Genomic DNA, 19,803 nt, shown 5'->3' with positions numbered 1-19,803 from the left:
GCTCAGCGCACCGGCATGCCGGGCAGGGCGCCGCTGTCGGCGTCCAGCAGGGCGAGCGCGCCGCCATCGAAGCCGGCGGAGAGGATCATCCCCTCGCTCATCCCGAAGCGCATCTTGCGCGGGGCGAGGTTGGCGATGAACACGACGTGGCGGCCGACCAGTTTCTCCGGCTCGCCGTAGCTGGCGCGGATGCCCGAGAAGATCTGCCGCTCGCCGAGCTCACCGGCATCCAGCTTGAAGCGCAGCAGCTTGTCCGAGCCCTCGACGAAGCCACACTCCAGCACCTTGCCGATGCGCAGGTCGAGCTTGGCGAAGTCCTCGATGCCGATGAAGGCCGACGCCGCCGTTTCGGTGGGGGCCGCGGCGGACGGCTTGGGCGTTTCCGATTTCGCGGGCTTCGCCGCTTTGTCGGCGGAAGCAGCGGCCTTGGCGGCTTCGGCCGCGGCGGCGAGGGAGTCCTTGGAGGCGTCGATCATGGTGTCGATCTGCTTTTGTTCGATGCGGGTGAGCAGGGGCTCGTAGGGGCGGATGGCGCGACCGAGCAGCGGCGTGGAGGCGTCGCCCCAGCCCTGCACCGGCGCGTCGAGGAAAGCTTCGGCGCGCGCGCACAGCGTCGGCAGGATCGGCTTCAGGCCGATGGCCAGCAGCCGGAACAGGTTGAGGCCCTGCGTGCAGACGCGCTGCAATTCGGCCTCGCGGCCGGCTTCCTTGGCGATGACCCAGGGCTTCTTCTCGTCGACATAGCGGTTGGCTTCGTCGGCCAGCGCCATCACCGCGCGCACGGCGGCGGCCGCGTCGTCGTCGAGGTAGTGGCCGCGCACCGCGTCCAATGCCTCGACGAAGCGGGCGACCATCGCCGGATCATCCAGCTCGGCGGCGAGCTGGCCACCGAAGCGCTTCTCGATGAAGCCGGCACAGCGGCTGGCGATGTTGACGAACTTGCCGACGAGGTCGGAGTTCACCCGCGCCATGAAGTCGGGCAGGTTGAGGTCGAGGTCGGTGACACCGCCCGAGCTCTTCAGCGCGTAGTAGTAGCGCAGCGCTTCCGGCGGCAGGCCGGCCTCGAGGTAGGTGCGGGCCTGGATGAAGGTGCCGCGCGACTTGCTCATCTTGTCGCCGTTCACGGTCAGGTAGCCGTTGACGTGCAGGCGCGTCGGCGTGCGGTGGCCCGAGCCGTGCAGCACCGCCGGCCAGAACAGGCCGTGGAAGTTGACGATGTCCTTGCCGAGGAAGTGGTGAAGTTCCGTTTCGCCCTTCGCGTTGCGGGCGGCGTCGAGGAAAGCGCCGAAGTCGAGGCCCTTCGCCTCGCACAGGGCCTTGAAGCTCGACAGATAGCCGATGGGCGCATCCAGCCAGACGTAGAAGTACTTGCCCGGCGCGCCGGGGATCTCGAAGCCGAAATAGGGCGCGTCGCGCGAGATGTCCCAGGCGCGCAAGCCCGAATCGACCCACTCCATCAGCTTGGCGCGCACGCCCGGATGGGCGACGTCGCTCGCCAGCCAGTCGCGCAGGAAGGTCTCGAAGCGGCCGAGCTCGAAGAAGTGGTGCTCGCTCTCTCGCAATTCCGGCGTGGCACCGGAGACGACCGAGCGCGGGTTCTTCAGTTCGGTGGGCGAGTAGGTCGCGCCACAGTTCTCGCAGTTGTCGCCGTACTGGTCGGCCGTGCCGCAGTTGGGGCATTCGCCCTTGATGTAGCGGTCGGGCAGGAACATTTCCCGCACCGGGTCGAACAACTGCTGGATCGGCCGTGCGCCGATGTGGCCGTTCGCCTTCAGCGCGAGGTAGATCGCTTCCGTCAGCGCGCGGTTGCCCGCGCTGTTGGTGGAATCGTAGTGGTCGAAGCCGACGAGGAAATCGGCGAAGTCGCGCTCGTGGCGGGCCTGCACGCCGGCCACGAAGGTTTCGGGCGTGGTGCTGGCCTTCTCGGCGGCCAGCATGATCGGCGTGCCGTGGGTGTCGTCGGCGCAGACGAAGTGGGTGATGCCGCCGGCCATGCGCCGCGCGCGCACACAGACGTCGGCCTGGATGTAGCCGACCAGGTGGCCGAGGTGGATCTCGCCATTGGCGTAGGGCAGGGCGGTGGTGACGAGGGCGGGCGCGGGACGCGCCGCAGGGGCAGCGGAGGTGGTCATCGGCATCGCGGTGAAGGCAGGCCGCGATTATCGCAGATGGCGTCCAACTGCCGGAGAAACGAAGCCCGGCGCGAGGCCGGGCTTCGTCCACAGTTTCCCCGACTGGGGTCAGTGTGTCGCGGCCGTGGCCGCTGCGCGGGAGGCGCCACCCGGCGCCATACGGCAGTCGTTCGCCAGGAAGTTCTCAATCAGCGCGAGACCGCGGGCCGCGTGGCGCGGGTACCACGGGAAGCTGTGGGGCTGGTCGGGGATCAACTCGAACCTCGCCGGCACCTTGTCCTTCACGGCGTTGTAGAAGTTCTCCGCATGCCACGACGGCGTGCGCACATCGCGGTCGCCCACGTACAAGAGCACCGGGATGTTGGCCTTCTCGGTGTTCTGCATCGGGTCCATGCCCTTGACGGTCACGCCCTGCACGATGCGCTGCAGGCGGTTTTCACTCCAGTTGTTGCCCAGCCGGGCTAGGTCGGTCACCGGCGCACCGGAAATCGCACAGGCGTAGGGGCTGTTCTCGCGGACCACCGCCGCGGCGGCCGCGAAACCACCGTAGGAGTAGCCGAAGATGGCCATGCGCTCAGGATCGGCGATGCCCTGCTGCACCAGCCAAGCGGCGCCGTCGTCCTTGTCGTCCTGCATCTTCTGGCCCCACTCTGCGTCGCCTGAGAGCCACAGCTTGCGACCGAGGCCCTCCGAACCGCGGTACTGCGGGCGCAGCACGGCGTAGCCGCGCGATGTCAGGAACGGCACCCAGCCCGACGCGTCCCAGCCGCCGAAATCACGCGACCAGGGGCCGCCATGCGGATGGATGATGGTCGGCAACGGGCCCTGTTCCGGGGTCCAGCCAGCGGGAAGGTCGAGGATGCCGGGGATCGTCATGCCGTCGCGGGCGGTCCAGGTCACCCAACGCTGGTCGCCGATGTCGTTCGGGTCGATGCCCGAGCGCTCCGCGCCGAGCGGCAGCACCTGCTTGCCGTCCACCAGAAGGTGGTAGCGCGTCGGGTGACGATGGCTCTCCGTGCTGAACATGATCTTCTTGCGATCGTCCGTGTAGTTCATCACGTTGACCAGCTGGCCCGGAAACGCCTGCTTCAGCCCCTCGTGAATGGCGGCGAGCTGGGGATCGACCCACGTGGTCTCCATGTTCATGCCGGCCACGGTGTAGCCAAGGACCTTGTTGAAGTCGCTGGGACGCGTGCCGAGGATGATGTTGGCGATCGAAAACTCCGGATGCGCAACCAGCGGTTCATCGTCGAACTTTCGCGTCTTCGGGTCGTACATGCGGGCCTGAACCAGATCCGAGAACAGGTCCGTCAGCACGTAAAACTTGCCGCTGGTTTCGTCGCGACCGACGAAATTGAACTCGAAACGGTCGTTGATACGGCGAGTCAGGTTGTCATGCACCTCGAACTCGCCCGTCTCGCCGTTCTTGATCAGCACGCGCTGCTCGAAGGAGCCATCCACCGGTTCCAACTGGGTGCGCGTGAGCAGATCGCCCGTGCGGGGATCGAACAGGCCCGGCGAGGTGCGGCCGCCCGCACGGAACAGGAGTTCCGTCTGCTTCGTGCGCAGGTTGTAGCGGTAGTAGCGGTCCTGGAAGGATGCCATGTCGGTCTGCGAGACGATGACGTTTTCCGGGTCTAGCGGTAGGCCGTTCACCAGCTGCGCGCTGCCCGCGATCTCTAGGCAGCGCTGGGTGGCTTCACCGACGCCCGTCGCGCGGACGTTGGCAGCAAATGCCTCCTCGAAATTCGACTGGTCGGCGTTGGTCAGGTATGCCTTGATCACGAAGGTCTTGGTGGAGCCGATCGATTTGCCTTCACCGCAGCCCGCAAGCGGGCCGGTGAATTCCTGGCGCCCAACCACAAAGATGTGGTCTGACTTCAGCGCCGACGCCTGGATGAATTTCATCTTGTCGCCCGACGCGGTGACCGTGGGACCTCGCTCGAGGTTCTCGAGGTCCCAGCTAGCCAGAGACGTTTCGAACTCTTCGGCGCCGGCCCTGCCGATCAGGGCGACGATTCGCTTGCCGTCGCTGCTCATCGAGATGGACTGGATCTCCTGCATGCGCGAGAGCGCATCGGCGGGAATCGGGTCGCGGGCATCGGCCACGCCACCACAGGCCAGTGCCGAGAGGGCGAGGCCGGAAAGTAGTATCGATCGCATAGGGGGCTCCCAGAAAAGTCTGAAGGATTGCTGAAGCGTTCCGCACGCGCGAGTTTGCCGCATGCGCGTGCAGAGGGAATGTGCACAAAGGCAGGGGGCGCCACAAAAAAACGGCCGGGCGAGGCGCCCGGCCGTTTTCGTCTGCAGCGAATGACGCTTAGAACTGGTAGCTGAAGCGCGCGAAGAGCTCGCGGCCGAACCAGTCGTACTGAGTGGCGAACGCCGGGACGTTGCCGTAGCGCGTCGCAGCAGCCGTCGAGACGGTCGGCGGCGCCTTGTCGAAGGCGTTGTTCACACCGACGACCAGGTTCCACGAGTCAGCGGCATAGCGCACCGAGAAGCTGTGGTACAGCACGTTCTCGGCGACGATGTCGTAGACCGCATTGGCCGTACCGCGGTACGGAGCAACCGGGTTGCCCGTGCCGTTGAAGAACAGCTCCTCGGTCTGGTCGACGTAGCGCATGCCCCAGGTGTAGGTGAAGTCACCCCGGTTCAGCGCCGTGCGGACGTTGCCGACCAGCTTCGGGTTGGAGATCGTGCCGAGCACGTCGTCCGTCGCGAAGCCGCTGGCTTCCGCCGTGTCAAACAGCAGGAAGGTCTGCTCGGTGGTGTAGGTCACCTGCGTCTCGACCTCGACAGTGCCGAACGTGAAGTCGCCGTCCCAACGCACGTTCAGATCGTAGCCACGGGTGATCTGACGGTTGATGTTGATGTACGGATCACGCAGCTGCGTGATGTTGTACGAGCCCGTCGGCAGGCCGCCCGGGTTGCGATCGAACAGGCTGCAGAAGTTGTTCGGGAACACCGGCAGGGCGTAGCAGCCCGCCACGGCGTTGGCACCCAACTGCGAGATCTGGTCGTTGACTTCGATCTGGAAGTAGTCGAGCGAGGCGCTGATGTTCGCGAACTCCGGCGTGAACACGAGGCCGGTGGTGAACGACTTCGACGTCTCGGGCTTCACAACGCCCGCACCGCCGCCGCTGACGACCTCAGCAGACGGGCCGTTGCCGTCGTAATCCGCCGGGATGCCCGCCGCCTGGCAGTTGCGGCGGATGTTCAGATCGGTCGCGTCGGTGCCCCAGTCGATGCACGGGTCAATCGCCAACTGGCCGAGGAAGCTGGTCTGGTTGCCCAGGAACAGCTCATACAGGCCCGGCGCGCGGTATGACGTGCCGTTGGTGGCGCGCAGGCGGATCGACGGGATGATCTGCCAGCCCATGCCGACCTTCCAGACGTAATCCGAATCGGCAATCGAGTCGTACTTGAAGGTACGCGCCGAGCCGTTGACGAGCAGCTGCTCGACACCCGGGAGGCCGGCCAGCAGCGGCACTTCCACTTCGCCGAACAGCTCGGAGATGTAGTCCTTGCCGACGGTGCCCGTCGCCGAGCTCTGGCCCCACAGGCCGCCCGTGCGCTCGATCTCGCTCGGGGTATCGTTGATGGAGATGCGGCGGAATTCCGTGCCGAACGCGGCGGCGGCGGTACCGGCCGGCGTCTCGAACAGGTCGCCGTTGATGGTGGCGTTCGCGACCATCTGCGTGTAGACCGTATTGCCCGTGTGGCGCACGCCGATGGCATCACGCAGGGCGTCCATGCCGATGCCGTTGAGCACGGCCGGGCTCAGGTAGTTGATCGGCGGCAGGCCGCCATTGCGGTCCGGGCTCGTCCCGATGTCGCCGGTCAGGTCGCGCGCGATGCTGTCGACCGTGTAGTCGCCGCTCGAACGCGAGTAGGTCGTGTCGACGCGCCAGCCCCAGCTGCTGTCGGCGCCGAAGCCGCCGTTGAAGCCCGAGGCGAGGTACCAGTAGTCGACGTTGATGTCGGCGTCGGAGCGGTACGGCATCAGCGGACGGACCAGGCCAGCGAAGCCGGCATAGCGGCCGTCGATGATCGGGAAGAACTGGCGGAAACCGCGCGACGAGGTCTCACGGCCCGTGTACAGCAGCTGGCCGTTCCAGTTGATGTCGCCGAAGGTGAAGTCGGCCGACGAGAACAGGCTGATGCGGTTGGCCGCCGCGATGACGTGGCGCTCCTGCAGGAACGGCGCGGCGAACTGCTGCTCGCGGAACGCCGGGGTGGTGGCCGTCGCCGGCACCACGCGGCCCAGCACGTAGCCCGGGATCGGGCCGCCGGTTAGGCCGGTCGGCGACTGCACGAAGCGGCGGTTCGAGGCCGGACGGCTCAGGTCGTCGACGGCGTTGAAGATGCCAAAGTTGTTGCAGCCTTCGAGCTCGGTGCCACGGGTGACCGAGCGGTCTTCGTACGGCAGGATGTTGCCGTTAGCGTCGCGCACGAGATCGTTCTGGCAGGCGAAGAAGTCGCGGTCGCCGAACTGCAGCGGCTGCTGTTCGAAGTACTGGAAGGCAGCGACAACGCTACCGTTGTCGAAGTTCCAGCCCGTCGCGCCGGACAGGTTGAAGCGGGAGCCGCCGGATTCGAACGGCAGGTTGGCGTCGACCGTCAAGGTCGGGCGGTCGACGGCCTTGCGGGTGATCAGGTTGGCCACGCCGGCGACGGCGTCCGAACCGTAGACCGAACCGCCACCGTCCTTCAGCAGCTCGACGCGCTGCAGGATGGCCGACGGGATGACGTTGAGGTCGAACGCACCGACTTGGCCGCGGGTACCGGCCGGGCCCGGACGACGGCCGTCGAGCAGGACGAGGGTGCGGTTCGCACCGAGGCCGCGCAGCGACAGGGTCTGGACGCCGTTACCACCCTCGACCACGAAGCCCGAGAACTGATTATTGATCTGGGTCGAGCCGGCGGCAACGTTCGTCGTTTGCAGGATCGAGGCGGTGTCGAGCTGGCCGAGGGTGATGCTGGTGTCGGCGGTGATGATCTGCACCGGCGAGACGCTGTCGAAGCCGAGGCGGCTGATCAGCGAGCCGGTGACGGTGACTTTTTCGAGCTGCTTGGGCTGCTCGCCGTCCTGCGTCGATTCTTCGGTGGTTTCGTCAGCCTGCTGGGCCTGTTGGGCGAACAGGTAGGGGCCGTAGAGGCTGGTCATGACGGCCAGGGCGAGCGGGAGGCGCGCGAGGCTCTTGTGACGCTTGGTGGACATGCGAGGAGTCTCCGGTTTGGGATTCGGCATCGGTTCAGACGCCTGAGCGATTTAGTAACACCGGATCGCGATTAATGCAAATGAAACAAATGCCCCGGAATGCAAATTCTTGATGCCCCGGACCGGGCCGGTGGCAAGATGCCGGCCGATTTCCCGCCGGCGTTTCCCCGTGATCCCGAACGAGCTCCTGACCGCGGCCCTGACCGCGATTCCCGACCCCCATACCGGGGAGACCCTGTCCCCCGCCGTCATCCGCTCGGTGGGCGAGGACGTCGGCCGGGTCATGGCTGTCCTCCAGCTGCCTTACGCCGCCGGGTCCTGGCACGACGAGCTGACCGCCCGGGCCGAAGCGGCCCTCCGGGCGGTGCCCGGGGTGGTTTCGGCCCAGGTCGAGGTCGGCGCCCGGGTGCTGGCCCACAAGGTCCAGAAGGACCTGACGCCACTACCGGGCGTGAAGAACGTCATCGCGGTCGCCTCGGGCAAGGGCGGGGTGGGCAAATCGACCACCGCGGTGAACCTGGCCCTGGCCCTGGCGGCCGAAGGGGTGCGGGTCGGGGTGCTGGATGCCGACATCCACGGTCCTTCGATCCCGATGATGCTCGGCCTGTCCGGCAAGCCGGACAGCCCCGACGGCCAGATGATCCTGCCCAAGCGCGCCCATGGCCTGCAGGCGATGTCGATCGGCTTCTTCCTCGGCGAGGACCAGCCGGCCATCTGGCGCGGCCCGATGACCACCCAGTACCTGCAGCAGCTGCTGACGGGCACGGCCTGGGAGGACCTCGACTACCTGGTGATCGACCTGCCGCCCGGCACGGGCGACATCCAGCTGACTCTCGCGCAGCGGGTTCCGGTCTCGGGGGCGGTGATCGTGACCACGCCGCAGGACATCGCGCTTCTGGACGCGAAGAAGGCCCTGAAGATGTTCGAGAAGGTCGAGGTGCCGGTGCTCGGCATCATCGAGAACATGGCCATGCACTGCTGTTCGAAGTGTGGCCACGTCGAGCACATCTTCGGCGAGGGCGGCGGGCAGGCGATGTCCGACCGGTACGGTGTGCCGCTGCTCGGTTCGCTGCCGCTGGACATCCGCATCCGCGAGCAGGCGGACGGGGGAGCGCCCACGGTCGTCGCCGAACCCGGTGGCGCGATCGCCCAGGCCTACCGCCTGATCGCCCGGAAGACCGCGGCGCGCTTGTCCATGCAGGCGAAGAACAAGCAGATCGCGTTCCCCAGCATCGTGATCCAGGACACCTGAGCCGACCGGGGTGCGCGGCCCGCCGCGGCTTCACGCTAAGCTTTCGCTCCCCTACACGCAGGCCGCGCATGAGCATCAAGAGCGACAAGTGGATCCGCCGGATGTCCGAAGTTCCGAACGGCATGATCGAGCCCTTCGAGCCCGGGCAGGTCAGGTTTTCCGGTGGGAGCGGCGGCGTCGACGGCCACCGCATCGTCAGCTACGGCACCAGCAGCTATGGCTACGACGTGCGCTGCGCGCGCGAGTTCAAGATCTTCACCAACATCAACTCGACGATCGTCGACCCGAAGGCCTTCGATCCCTCGAGCTTTGTCGACGTCGAGTCGGACGTCTGCATCATCCCGCCCAACAGCTTCGCGCTGGCGCGCACGGTCGAGTACTTCCGCATCCCGCGCGACGTGCTGGTGGTCTGCCTGGGCAAGAGCACCTACGCGCGCTGCGGGATCATCGTCAACGTGACGCCACTCGAGCCCGAGTGGGAGGGCCACGTGACCCTCGAGTTCAGCAACACGACGCCGCTGCCGGCCAAGATCTACGCGGGCGAAGGCGTGGCCCAGATGCTGTTCTTCCAGTCGGATGAAGTCTGCGCCACCAGCTACCGCGACCGCGGCGGCAAGTATCAGGGCCAGACCGGTGTGACGCTGCCGAAGACCTGATCCTCCGGGCTCAGCGCGGGCCCGGTAGCAACGCCCCGGGGAGGTCGTCGAAAGCGCGGGCGAGCTGCGCGGCCAAGTCTGGAGTGTCCGCGCCGTAGGTGCGCCGCGTTCCCGCGCCCCACACGGGGCCCGGCCACGCGGCATCGCCTTCGCGACGGCCGACGACGTGCACGTGCAGCTGCCGCACGATGTTGCCGAGCGCTCCGATGTTGAGCTTCTCGACCGGCGCGAAGTGCACCCGCAGCAGAGCGCCAGCCTGGTTGATCTCTGCCAGCAACAGGCGCTGCGAAGCGCCGTCCAGGTCGATCCACTCCGTCGCGCCCGGCACGCGTGGCACCAGCACGAGCCATGGGAAGCGGGCGTCGTCCATGAGTCGGAGTTGCGAGAGCGGACCGTCGGCGATGAAGACCGAATCAGCCTCGAGCCGGGGGTCGAGCGTGAAACTCATCGCAGCGTCCGGGTGAAGAAGGCGAGGGTGCGCTGCAGCGCCGCCTGCGCCGAGGGCTCGTGGTAGTCGGCGCGCTGATCGCAGTTGAAGCCGTGCCCCGCGGGCCAGACCTCGATATGGGCTTGCGGCAGGTGTTCGCGGTGCAGAGCCACGTGGTCCGGCGGGATGAGCGGGTCGGTTTCGCCGAAATGCATCAGCAAAGGCGCTTTGGGGTGTTCATGGCCGAGGAAGGGCACCGTGCGACCGCCGTAGTAGCTCACCGCGGGGAGGCCCAACCGGCAGTTGGCGAGGAAGGCCGCCGTGCCGCCCCAGCAGTAGCCGACGACGCCCACCTTGCCGCTGTCCGTGGTGGTCTCGATCTCCCGCGCTGCCGCCTCGATGTCGCCCATCACCCGGTCGAAGCCGACCTGCGCGGCCAACTCCCGTCCGCGGGCGACGCCGGCCTCGTCGTAGGCCAGTTCGACGTGCGATTCCACGTGGTCGAAGAAGGCCGGGGCGATGGCCACCCAGCCGTGGGCGGCGAAGCGGTCGACCACATGGCGGATGTGCGTGTTGACGCCGAAGATCTCCTGCACGACCACGATCGCGCCATGAGGCGGAATGGGCGGGTCGGCACGCCATGCGCTGATCCGCCCCGTGGGCGTCGAAAGCGAAACGGGATGGCCCATATGAACGTGTCCTCAGGGTCGGGGCGGGGTGCCCGGTATACTTGCCGCCTGTTCCCAGCCCGCGCAACCGGCCCCGTCGCCGGCGCCCCGCCATGTCCGCCAAGAACCCCAAAGTCGGTTTCGTCAGCCTCGGCTGCCCGAAGGCCCTCGTCGATTCCGAACGCATCCTCACCCAGTTGAAGGTCGAGGGCTACGACATCGTCGGCAGCTACGACAAGGCCGACGTGGTGGTGGTGAACACCTGCGGCTTCATCGAATCGGCGGTCAACGAGTCGCTGGATGCCATCGGTGAGGCCATCGCCGAAAACGGCAAGGTCATCGTCACCGGCTGCTTGGGCAAGCGCCCGGAGGAGATCCGCGCGGCCCATCCGGGCGTGCTCTCGATCAGCGGCCCGCAGGACTACACCAGCGTGATGAGCGCGGTGCACGCCGCCCTGCCACCGAAGCACGACCCCTTCACCGACCTGCTGCCGGCCCCGCGCAAGCGCGGCAAGAAGGACGACGGCATGATCGAAGGCGTCGGCTTGAAGCTGACGCCCAAGCACTACGCGTACCTGAAGATTTCCGAAGGCTGCAACCACCGCTGCAGCTTCTGCATCATCCCCTCGATGCGCGGCGATTTGGTGTCGCGTCCCGTCGACGAGGTGCTGCGCGAAGCCGAGAAGCTCGCGATGGGCGGCGTCAAGGAGCTGCTGGTGATCTCGCAGGACACCAGCGCCTACGGCGTCGACGTGAAGTACGCCGCCAAGACCTGGCGCGACCGCGAGTACCAGACCCGCATGACCGATCTTGCCCGCGGCTTGGGCGAACTCGGGCTGTGGACGCGCCTGCACTACGTCTACCCGTACCCGCACGTCGACGACGTCATCCCGCTGATGGCGGAAGGCAAGATCCTTCCCTACCTCGACGTGCCGCTGCAGCACGCCAGCCCGCGCATCTTGAAGCTGATGAAGCGCCCGGCCGCCGCCGAGAAGCAGCTCGAGCGGATCCTCCGCTGGCGCGAGATCTGCCCGGAGCTGACCATCCGCAGCACCTTCATCGTCGGTTTCCCCGGCGAAACCGAAGACGACTTCGAGCAGCTGCTGGACTTCATCGACGCCGCCGAACTCGACCGCGTCGGTGCCTTCCCGTATTCGCCGGTGACCGGCGCCAAGGCCAACGACCTGCCCGACGCGGTGCCCGAGGACGTGAAGCAGGAGCGCCTCGCGCGCTTCATGGAGCTGCAGGCGCAGATCAGCGCCGAGAAGCTCGAGCGCAAGGTCGGCACCGTGCAGCAGGTGATCATCGACGCCATCGATGGTGATCTGGCCATCGGCCGTTCGAAGGGCGACGCGCCCGAAATCGACGGCACGGTGCAGATCCAGGACGGCGCGGCCCACAAGCTGAAGCCCGGCCAGTTCGTCGATGTCCGCATCATGGGCGCCGACGAACACGACCTGTTCGGCCTGGTCGCCGGCAAGGACTGATCGCCGGGGCCGTCGGGCCTGCCCGGCCGAGACGGGACGCGACGGGACGCTACGGGGTGCTGCGGTATCCTCGGGCTTCCTTTCAGGAGCCCGCCGACATGACCGAGTCCACGAGCACCGCGCCGCTGTCACGCCACCCCGTCGTCACCGGAATCGTCGGCTTCTGCGCCGGCCTGGTCATCGCCTATGGCATCGGCCTGTGGCAGCGCAGCAATGCCCTGTCCACGCAGGCCGAGGCGAACGCCGCCGTGGTCGCCGCCAAGGACGCCGAGATCGCCGCCAGCGCGGAGCGCTTGGTCGAAGCCCAGCAGGCCGCCACCGCTGCCGAGAGCCGCAACGCCCTCAGCAAGACCCGATTGGCCATCTTCCAGGCGCTCAACGACCTCGACCAGCGCAACTTCGGGGTTGCTGGCGATCGCTTGCGCGATGCCGCCGCGCAGCTCGACGCGGTTGATGCCGCCAGCCTCGGCCTCGATCCGGCGCTGCTCTCGACCCTGAAGGCGGAGATCGCGGGCACCCAGGTGCTGGTCGCCACGGATTTCGAACAGCAGCGCCTGCAGCTTCTGGAACTGGCCGCCCGCATCGACGCGCAGACCGCTGCGGCCGGCGCCGCTGCGCCCTGAGCCAAGCCGGACGTCCTCTCCATCGCCGGGCGCGAGCATGACCTCGGCGACGGCTTCGTCGTCCGCCGCCTGTTGCCCGACGTGAAGCGGCGCTCCGTCGGCCCCTTCATCTTCCTCGACCACATGGGCCCGCACGCGTTCCCGCCGGGGCAGGGCATCGACGTCCGCCCACACCCGCACATCGGCCTGTCGACCCTGACCTGGCTGTGGGACGGCGCCTTGATGCATCGCGACAGCGTCGGTTCCGTGCAGGTGATCCGTCCCGGCGACGTGAACTGGATGACCGCGGGGCGAGGCATCGTGCATTCCGAGCGCACGCCGGACGCCGAGCGAGCGAGCGGACAACGCGTCGAAGGGCTGCAGACGTGGTTGGCGATGCCCGAGTCCGAGGCCGAAGCGGCACCGTCCTTCCAACACGTGCCCGCCTCCGATGTGCCGACCCAGAATCGAGAGGGTGTCGAGATCACCATCGTTGCCGGCCACGCCTTCGGCCAGCGCTCGCCGGTCCGCACCTGCGTCGACACGCTGTACGCCAGTGCCCGATTCGCGCCTGGCACGTTCCTCGATCTGGGCGACGAGCACGAAGAGCGCGCGGTGTACCCGTTGGAGGACGGGCTGGTGTTGGACGGCAAACCCCTCGCCGCGCATCAGTTGCACGTGCTGCCGGCCCATGGCTCGGTGCGTCTCGCATCGACGGCGGCCGTGCGCGCCATGCTGCTCGGCGGCGCGCCCGTGGGCCCGCGCGTGCTGTGGTGGAGTTTCGTCGCGACTTCGCGTGAGCGAATCGATCAGGCGAAGGCCGACTGGGCGGCGCAGGCGCTTGGCACCGTGCCGGGCGAATCCGAATTCATCCCGCTTCCGGAGCGTTGATCCGATGGTTGAATGGTGGACGAAGGTGGCCGGATGGCTTCCGTGGTGGGCTTGGGTCATCGCCAGTGGACTCGCGCTGATCGGGTTTACGCTGTCGTGGGCGTCGGCCTTGGCCGTGATCTCCGCCGCGGGCGCGAACCATGGCGTGCTGACGCCGCGCCAACGCCGAATGGCGCGATACGCCTCGATGGCGTCGCTGGCCGCCATCCCTCTGACGGCAGCGCTCGGGCTGTTCGCCATCCTCTCGGCCGCGTGGGCGCTCTTCACCTGATGCCGAAGTGAAAATCGGTGAGGCTGGGATCGTTTTCGTTGACCGTCCCGGCCTGCTGTGAAAGGCTGCGGCCAATTCGACAGTCAGCGCGCTCGCGGCGCGCGGGGGCAGTACGGTCGTCCATGGCAAAGACTGGATGGGGTTTCTTCTCGAAGCGTCGCCGCTGCCCCATGGGGCACGTGGCCCTGTCCCTGTCGATGGATCGTCTCGCGCTCGTTGTCCGACCGGCCGACGGTCGCCCGGTGCGGGCCTACGAGCGCGCCGCCGGCGCCGACGTTGGAGCCACCCTGCAATCGCTCGTGCGTGAAGCCGACGCGCTTGGCATGGCGTGCGAGTGGGTGCTCGAGCCCGGTGCCTACAGCCTGCAGCAGGTGGACAAGCCGGCGGTTCCGCCCGCCGAGTGGCTGCAGGCGCTGCGCTGGAAGGTGCGCGATCTGATCGGTTTCCCCATCGATGACGCGGTGATGGATGCCTTCGAGGTGCCCGGCCTCGACAGCCGCGGCCGCCCGCCGACCCTCTACCTCGCCGTCGCCCGCAAGGACGAATTGCGCCCCCGCATTGCCCAGATCGAGGCGTCAGGCCTGCAGCTTTCGAGCATCGGCATCAGCGACTTGGCGTGGGCCGAGGCAGTGCGGACGCTCTCGCCGGGCGACGACAGCCAGGCAGCACTGGTCATCGATGCCCGCGGCGGCTCCATGCTGGCGATGCGCGAGAACACGCTGTTCGTCGCCCGCCGTTTCGAGTTCGATGGCGACGAACAGCGCGTGCTGCTCGAGCCGCAAGCCGGGCGCACGGAGCGCCTGTTCGAGCGTATCGCCCTCGAACTGCAGCGCACGCTCGACTACTTCGACCGCACGCACCAGCGCCCGCCGCCGCGTCGCCTGCTGCTGCTGTCCGGCCTTGAGGGCCTTGAGGGCCTGGGAGCATCGTTGCGCAACAGCCTCGGGTTGGACGTGCAGAGCGTTTCGCCGGAATCCGCGTGGCCCGAATTGTCCGCGCTGCCCGAGGCCGCCCGCGTCCGCGTCGCTGCCCTGTCCGCCGTCGCCATGGGGGCGGGCCGCGCATGAGCACGCAGCGCATCGATCTCTACCGCGACGACCTCCGTCCGCTGGAGCCCAGCGAGGAGCTGCCGCGCAACCTCGCCCTGATTGGCCTCGCCGCGTTCGCGATGCTGGTTTGGGGCGGCGTCGCCCAATGGCGGGCTTCGGATTCGGCGGAGCGCCTCGCGGCGCTGAACACCGAACAGGCGTCGCTGCAGGCGCAGATGACCACCGCCTCGGAGCAGCTCGCTGCCCGCAAGCCCGATGCGGCACTCACCGTGGCCCTCGTCGAGGCGCAGTTCGGCGTCGATGGCCGCCGCTGGCTGGTCGACGAATTGGCCCGCGCCGGCGACGAGGTGGTGACGTTCAGCCACGTGCTCGAGGGCCTGGGGCGCCAGCGGCCCGCGCCGCTCTGGCTGACCCGCATCCGCGTGGCCCAAGCCGGCGCGGAGCTCGGTCTGGGTGGCCGCACCTTGGATGCGGACGCGGTCCCGGCCTTCCTGCAGGGGCTGTCCACGGAAGACGGCTTGAAGGATCGCGATTTCACGCACTTCGCCATCGAGCGGCCGAAGGACGCCGGTGAGCCGCTGCAGTTCGACATGGCCACCGATTGCGTCGCGCTGGCCGCGGGCTGCGCGACGAAGACGGAAGCGGAGGACGCCCGATGAGCCGGTTCGCCGCGCTCCATCAGCGCTTCGATGCCATGCAGCCGCGCGAACGCCTGCTGATCAGCCTCGCCGCCGGTGTGCTGCTCGTGCTCGGGCTCTACGTGCTGTGGATCGAGCCGGCCAGCAAGGCGGCCGCCTCGAACGCCACGCAGATCGAATCCCTGGCGCCGCAAGTGGAAAGCGCGCGGGCCGCGCTGGCCCTCGTGCAGGAGGAGCTGGCCCGGGACCCCGAGGCGGAGCGCCGCCTCGCGCTGGATCGCCTGAAGCAGGAATCCGGCGAACTGGATGCCCGGCTGCGCGCCGACGAGGCCGCCGTGATCCCGCCGGGCCGGATGCCCGCGGTGTTGCGAGATCTCCTGGGGCGCGATGCCCGGCTGACCGTGCTCGGCGTCCGTTCGTTGCCGCCCGAGGTGCTGCGCTGGTCGCCCGCGCCGGCCCCCGCGCCCCCCCCGGGCAGTGCCCCGCCCGCGCCCACCGCGGAGGCAACGGTGCCGTCCACCGAGGGCATTCCCGCGCTCTACCGCCACCGCGTGGTGCTGCGGTTCGAAGGCGATTACGCGGCCGCGCTGGACTACGTCCGCGCCGTCGAGGCCCTGCCATTCCGCGTGCGCCTGCACGACCTGAATGTCGATGCGGAGCGCTGGCCGGCCCTGACGATCACGCTGACGGTGGAAACCCTGGGCCTGCAGGAGGGCTGGATCGGTGTCTGAGCGCCTTCGCCTCCTGCTGGTCGCCGCCGCTCTGGGTGGGCTGGTCGGTGCCGGCGTTCCCGACCCGACGCGGCCGGCCATCGCGCCTCGCGTGGAGGCAAGCGCCGCCGCGCCCGCCGCGGCCTTGGTCCTGCAATCCACCCTGGTGTCGCCGAGCCAGCGCAGCGCCATCATCAACGGGCAGCGATACCGCCTCGGCGATGCCATCGGCGACGCCCGCCTGGAGGCCATCGGCCCCGGGTGGGTGCGCCTGCGCAGCCCCACGGGCAGCACCGAACTGCGTCTGTCCTTTTCGAACTCCACCCGACCGGTGAACCGCTGATGTTCCGACTCCTGCCGATCCCGCTGGCCCTGCTCCTGGTCGCGCCGCTGGCCGCCCAGACGCCGGCGCCCGCCACGCCCGCGCAGGCCGCGACGCCGCCGCCTGCCGTCACCCGCGCCCTCGTCGCGCCGCCGCCGCGCCCGGCCGCGGCGCCGCGCTTCAACGTCGACGTCGATGAAGTGCCGGCCCGCGCCTTCTTCATGAGCCTTGTGCAGGACACGGCCATCAACATGGTGGTGCACCCGGACGTGGCCGGGAACATCAGCCTGAGCCTGAAGAGCGTCACGGTGCCCGAGGTGCTCGAGGTGGTCCGCGAGGTCTACGGCTACGAGTACGAGCCGCGCGGCAACGGCTACATCGTGCTGCCGGCCCGGCTGCAGTCGCGCGTGTTCGAGGTTGATTACCTGCACCTGCAGCGCGTCGGCGAGTCGCGCACGCGCGTGAATGCCGGCGACCTGACCAGCAGCGAGAACAGCAACGGGCAGGCGACGAATGCCTCCGGGGGCGACGGCGGTGGCGAGGACGGCGAATCGGGGGGCGGTAGCAGCGGGCGCAGCGAGGCCTTCACCAGCCGCGTTCGCACGCGCAGCGAATCCGACTACTGGACGGAGCTGGACCGCGCCCTGCAGGCCATCGTCGGCGACGGCCCGGGCCGTTCGGTGATCGTCAGTCCGCAGTCGAGCACGGTGGTTGTCCGCGCCCTTCCGTCGGAGATGCGCGACGTGCAGCGCTACCTCGAGGCCGTGCAGGGCGCGGTGACGCGCCAGGTGATCCTCGAGGCACGGATCATCGAAGTGACGCTCAACGACAAGTTCCAGGCCGGCATCAACTGGGCGCAAGTGGTGGACAGCGGCGCCGGCATCATCGGCCAGACCGGTGGTGGCGCCATCTTCGGCCCCGATGGCCGTTCGGAAATCGGCGGCAACACCGGCAGCCTCGATCCCAACAACCCCTCGCTGCCGGACGGTACGGCGACCTCGGCCTTCGGCGGCGTGTTCACGATCGGTTGGCAGCGCGGCGATTTCAGCGCCTTCGTCGAACTGCTGAAGCAGCAGGGCGACGTCCGCGTGATGTCGAGCCCGCGGGTGTCGGCCACCAACAACCAGAAGGCCGTCATCAAGGTCGGCAGCGACGAGTTCTTCGTCACCGGCATCAGTGGTGCGCAGAACCAGAGCGTCGGCAACCAGACCCAGCAGACCGACCCGTCGTTGGAGCTGACCCCGTTCTTCTCCGGCATCTCGCTCGACGTGACCCCGCAGATCTCCGAGGACGGCAACGTGCTCCTGCACGTGCAGCCGACCATCTCGGAGGTCGAGGACCAGACCAAGCTCATCGTCGTGGGCGACCGCGACTACCGCCTGCCGCTGGCCGTCAGCGCCGTGCGACAGAGCGATTCCATCGTCCGCGCAGGCAACGGGCAGCTGATCGTGATCGGCGGCCTGATGCAGGACAGCGAGACGCGTCAGAACGCACGCACTCCCTTCCTCGGCGCCATCCCGGTGCTTGGCCACCTGTTCCGCCAGACGCGAAACACCGGCCGCAAGACGGAGCTGGTGATCCTGCTTCGCCCGACCGTGGTCGAAGGTAGTGAGACCTGGGACCGCGCCGCGCAGCCGCGCCTCGACGAGACGCGCGCGCTGCAGTCGGAAACCCCTTGACCGGTGGCCTGGCCACGGCGATGTACGAAGACCACTTCGGCCTCCGCCAGGCGCCGTTCTCGCTGACGCCGGACACCGGCTTCTTCTTTCGCAACGACGCGCATGTCGAAGCCTTGCAGGTGCTTCGGGTCGCTCTCGACGCTGGCGAAGGCTTCATCAAGGTCACCGGCGAAGTCGGCACCGGCAAGACGCTGCTCTGCCGCCTGCTGCTGAACAGCCTCGACGAGCAGTGGGTGACGGCCTGGGTGCCGAACCCCTACCTCGACCCGGACGCCTTGCGTCGCGCCATCGCCGACGAGCTCCGCGTGGCGCTCGGCCCGACGCCGCGGCAGCACACGCTGGTCAAGAAGCTGCAGGAGCGCCTGATCGAACTCGCCGCCAACGGCAAGCGCGTGGCCGTCATCATCGACGAGGCCCAGGCCCTCTCGGACGAAAGCCTCGAGGCGCTGCGGCTGCTGTCGAATCTCGAGACCGAGACCCGCAAGCTCCTGCATGTCGTTCTGTTCGGGCAGCCTGAACTCGACGAACGTCTCGCCCAGCCCCAGCTGCGGCAACTCCGGCAGCGGATCGGCTTCGGCTACCGCTTGCAGCCGCTCGACGCCGACGGCGTGGCGCTCTACCTGCAACACCGGCTCTCGGTGGCCGGATACAACGGGCGGTCGCTGTTCGCGCCGCGCGCCTTGCGCCGCCTGCACCGCGCCAGCGGCGGGATTCCACGATTGGTGAACGTGCTCGCGCACAAAGCCCTGCTGTTGGCTTACGGCCGCGGCCTGCGCGAGGTTTCGGAAGCTGAAGTGGCGCTGGCCGTGCGCGACACCGATGGTGCTGCGGCGCCCGCGCGCGCTGGTTGGGGCAAGGCCGCGGCGTGGTTTGCGGCCTTTGCCGCCGCGATCACCGGAGCCGCCGTGGCTTGGCGTTTCGCCGGGGGCGCGGCATGAGCGTGATCAACCAGATGCTGCGCGACCTCGATGCGCGCGGGCAGGGCGATGCCGCATCTCGCCGTGCCGCGATGGCTTCGGCGGGCCAGCCCGTGGGCCATCAGTTGTCGTCATGGCGCTCGCGACGTCGCTGGTGGTGGGTGGCGGCCTTGACCGTCGGGCTCGCGGTGACCGCGGTGCTGCTGGTGGCGAACCGGTGGCAGGCCATCGAGCGCGTTGCCGAGGCCGGAACCCCCAGTGATGCCCCGGCCCCGGCGCTGGCCGAACCTGTCGCCGAGATCGAGGCCGTGGTTGCAGCGGACGCCGTGGCTGTCGCTTCACCGGCGCCGCAGGCGGCGAACGTCGTCCCGGTACCAACTCCGGCCCCGGTTCCGGCCCCGCCTGTTGCCTCGCCGGAACGTCCGGCGGCGGTCGAAGCGGACCTGCAACCCGAGCCCTTGCCGCCGCCGGCACCAGCACCTGCCGCTCGCGCCACGATCGAGCGCGTCGCGACGGCGGTTGATCCGCTCGATGCCGCGCGAAGCGCGCTGGCCGAAGGCCGCGCCGAAGCGGCCCTCGCGGCGTTGGCTGCACAACCCGAGGCGGGTGCCGAACGCGACGCCCTCGAGGCTGCCGCGCTGCAGCAGCTCGGACGCCACGCCGAGGCCGAGCGGGCCTATCGACGCGCCCTGCAGGGCGAGCCCGATGTCGGGGCCTGGTGGGCGGGGCTGGGCATCTCGCTGGACGCGAGCGGACGCGGCGACGAAGCGCTGGCGGCGTTCCGCGAGGCCCAGCGTCGCGGCCCGCTCGATCCGGCTTTGGCAGACTATCTTGGCGAGCGGGTCGAGGCTCTCTCCGCCGGCGAACCATCGAGGTGA

At 68.5% G+C, this 19,803-nt stretch carries 19 protein-coding genes; 13 read left to right on the top strand and 6 right to left on the bottom strand.

The window, feature by feature from the left end; all coding sequences use genetic code 11:
• Window positions 1-2: 2 nt before the first annotated feature.
• The 3 genes from metG to O9255_RS09855 all read right to left on the bottom strand — a co-directional run bounded on the left by metG (window position 3) and on the right by O9255_RS09855 (window position 7,356).
• Window positions 3-2,132 (bottom strand): methionine--tRNA ligase, encoded by a 2,130-nt coding sequence (gene metG / locus O9255_RS09865; RefSeq protein ID WP_297866683.1) that lies wholly within the window; start codon window positions 2,130-2,132, stop codon window positions 3-5.
• A gap of 108 nt (window positions 2,133-2,240) precedes the next feature.
• Window positions 2,241-4,241, bottom strand: a complete 2,001-nt coding sequence (locus O9255_RS09860) for a prolyl oligopeptidase family serine peptidase (RefSeq protein WP_345781374.1) — start codon at window positions 4,239-4,241, stop codon at window positions 2,241-2,243.
• A 211-nt stretch (window positions 4,242-4,452) separates the two neighbouring features.
• Window positions 4,453-7,356, bottom strand: coding sequence for a TonB-dependent receptor (locus O9255_RS09855; RefSeq protein ID WP_297866682.1), 2,904 nt, complete (start codon window positions 7,354-7,356; stop codon window positions 4,453-4,455).
• A gap of 169 nt (window positions 7,357-7,525) precedes the next feature.
• Between O9255_RS09855 and apbC the strand changes: the two genes are divergently transcribed.
• Together apbC and dcd are read left to right on the top strand one after the other, a co-directional pair.
• Window positions 7,526-8,608, top strand: a complete 1,083-nt coding sequence (apbC, locus tag O9255_RS09850) for an iron-sulfur cluster carrier protein ApbC (RefSeq protein ID WP_297866681.1) — start codon at window positions 7,526-7,528, stop codon at window positions 8,606-8,608.
• A 68-nt stretch (window positions 8,609-8,676) separates the two neighbouring features.
• The gene (dcd, locus tag O9255_RS09845) at window positions 8,677-9,264 is read left to right on the top strand and encodes a dCTP deaminase (RefSeq protein WP_297866680.1); all 588 of its coding nucleotides are present in this window, start codon (window positions 8,677-8,679) and stop codon (window positions 9,262-9,264) included.
• Window positions 9,265-9,274: 10 nt separating this feature from the next.
• On the opposite strand, the gene O9255_RS09840 is transcribed toward dcd, so the two are convergent.
• Window positions 9,275-9,712, bottom strand: coding sequence for an HIT family protein (locus O9255_RS09840; protein WP_297866679.1), 438 nt, complete (start codon window positions 9,710-9,712; stop codon window positions 9,275-9,277).
• Window positions 9,709-10,380, bottom strand: a complete 672-nt coding sequence (locus tag O9255_RS09835; protein WP_297866678.1) for a dienelactone hydrolase family protein — start codon at window positions 10,378-10,380, stop codon at window positions 9,709-9,711. Before O9255_RS09835 ends, O9255_RS09840 begins: the two co-directional genes overlap by 4 nt.
• A gap of 92 nt (window positions 10,381-10,472) precedes the next feature.
• Here O9255_RS09835 and rimO point away from each other — a divergent pair, with 92 nt between their 5' ends.
• The 4 genes from rimO (at window position 10,473) to O9255_RS09815 (ending at window position 13,610) form a co-directional block, all read left to right on the top strand.
• Complete coding sequence (gene rimO / locus O9255_RS09830; RefSeq protein WP_297866677.1) at window positions 10,473-11,846, top strand: 30S ribosomal protein S12 methylthiotransferase RimO; 1,374 nt, start codon at window positions 10,473-10,475, stop codon at window positions 11,844-11,846.
• A 98-nt stretch (window positions 11,847-11,944) separates the two neighbouring features.
• Window positions 11,945-12,469 carry a hypothetical protein gene (locus O9255_RS09825; RefSeq protein WP_297866676.1) on the top strand — a complete coding sequence of 175 codons (525 nt, stop codon included), beginning with the start codon at window positions 11,945-11,947 and terminating at the stop codon, window positions 12,467-12,469.
• Window positions 12,470-12,490: 21 nt separating this feature from the next.
• Complete coding sequence (locus O9255_RS09820) at window positions 12,491-13,339, top strand: pirin family protein (protein WP_297866813.1); 849 nt, start codon at window positions 12,491-12,493, stop codon at window positions 13,337-13,339.
• A gap of 4 nt (window positions 13,340-13,343) precedes the next feature.
• Window positions 13,344-13,610 (top strand): hypothetical protein, encoded by a 267-nt coding sequence (locus O9255_RS09815; protein ID WP_297866675.1) that lies wholly within the window; start codon window positions 13,344-13,346, stop codon window positions 13,608-13,610.
• Here O9255_RS09815 and O9255_RS09810 read toward each other — a convergent pair.
• Window positions 13,603-13,734, bottom strand: coding sequence for a hypothetical protein (locus tag O9255_RS09810; protein WP_297866674.1), 132 nt, complete (start codon window positions 13,732-13,734; stop codon window positions 13,603-13,605). The two genes, O9255_RS09815 and O9255_RS09810, sit on opposite strands and share 8 nt — an antisense overlap.
• A gap of 46 nt (window positions 13,735-13,780) precedes the next feature.
• Between O9255_RS09810 and O9255_RS09805 the strand changes: the two genes are divergently transcribed.
• The 7 genes from O9255_RS09805 to O9255_RS09775 are packed head-to-tail and all read left to right on the top strand — an operon-like array spanning window position 13,781 to window position 19,803.
• Window positions 13,781-14,677 carry a hypothetical protein gene (locus O9255_RS09805; protein ID WP_297866673.1) on the top strand — a complete coding sequence of 299 codons (897 nt, stop codon included), beginning with the start codon at window positions 13,781-13,783 and terminating at the stop codon, window positions 14,675-14,677.
• A complete protein-coding gene (locus tag O9255_RS09800; RefSeq protein ID WP_297866672.1) occupies window positions 14,674-15,318 on the top strand; it encodes a PilN domain-containing protein in 645 nt (214 codons plus the stop codon). The genes O9255_RS09805 and O9255_RS09800 overlap by 4 nt, the downstream gene beginning before the upstream one ends.
• Entirely contained in the window at window positions 15,315-16,028 is a 714-nt protein-coding gene (gspM, locus tag O9255_RS09795; protein ID WP_297866671.1) for a type II secretion system protein GspM, read from the top strand. The genes O9255_RS09800 and gspM overlap by 4 nt, the downstream gene beginning before the upstream one ends.
• Window positions 16,021-16,350 carry a hypothetical protein gene (locus O9255_RS09790; RefSeq protein WP_297866670.1) on the top strand — a complete coding sequence of 110 codons (330 nt, stop codon included), beginning with the start codon at window positions 16,021-16,023 and terminating at the stop codon, window positions 16,348-16,350. Before gspM ends, O9255_RS09790 begins: the two co-directional genes overlap by 8 nt.
• Window positions 16,350-18,008 carry a pilus (MSHA type) biogenesis protein MshL gene (gene mshL, locus O9255_RS09785; RefSeq protein WP_297866669.1) on the top strand — a complete coding sequence of 553 codons (1,659 nt, stop codon included), beginning with the start codon at window positions 16,350-16,352 and terminating at the stop codon, window positions 18,006-18,008. Before O9255_RS09790 ends, mshL begins: the two co-directional genes overlap by 1 nt.
• Entirely contained in the window at window positions 18,005-18,946 is a 942-nt protein-coding gene (locus O9255_RS09780; protein WP_297866668.1) for an AAA family ATPase, read from the top strand. The genes mshL and O9255_RS09780 overlap by 4 nt, the downstream gene beginning before the upstream one ends.
• The gene (locus O9255_RS09775) at window positions 18,943-19,803 is read left to right on the top strand and encodes a tetratricopeptide repeat protein (RefSeq protein ID WP_297866667.1); all 861 of its coding nucleotides are present in this window, start codon (window positions 18,943-18,945) and stop codon (window positions 19,801-19,803) included. The genes O9255_RS09780 and O9255_RS09775 overlap by 4 nt, the downstream gene beginning before the upstream one ends.

Origin of the sequence: Silanimonas sp., assembly GCF_027530345.1 — a bacterium.
GTDB lineage: Bacteria > Pseudomonadota > Gammaproteobacteria > Xanthomonadales > Xanthomonadaceae > Silanimonas.
Note: the sequence above shows the minus strand (reverse complement) of the source record. Positions and strands in the feature narration are given on the sequence as shown.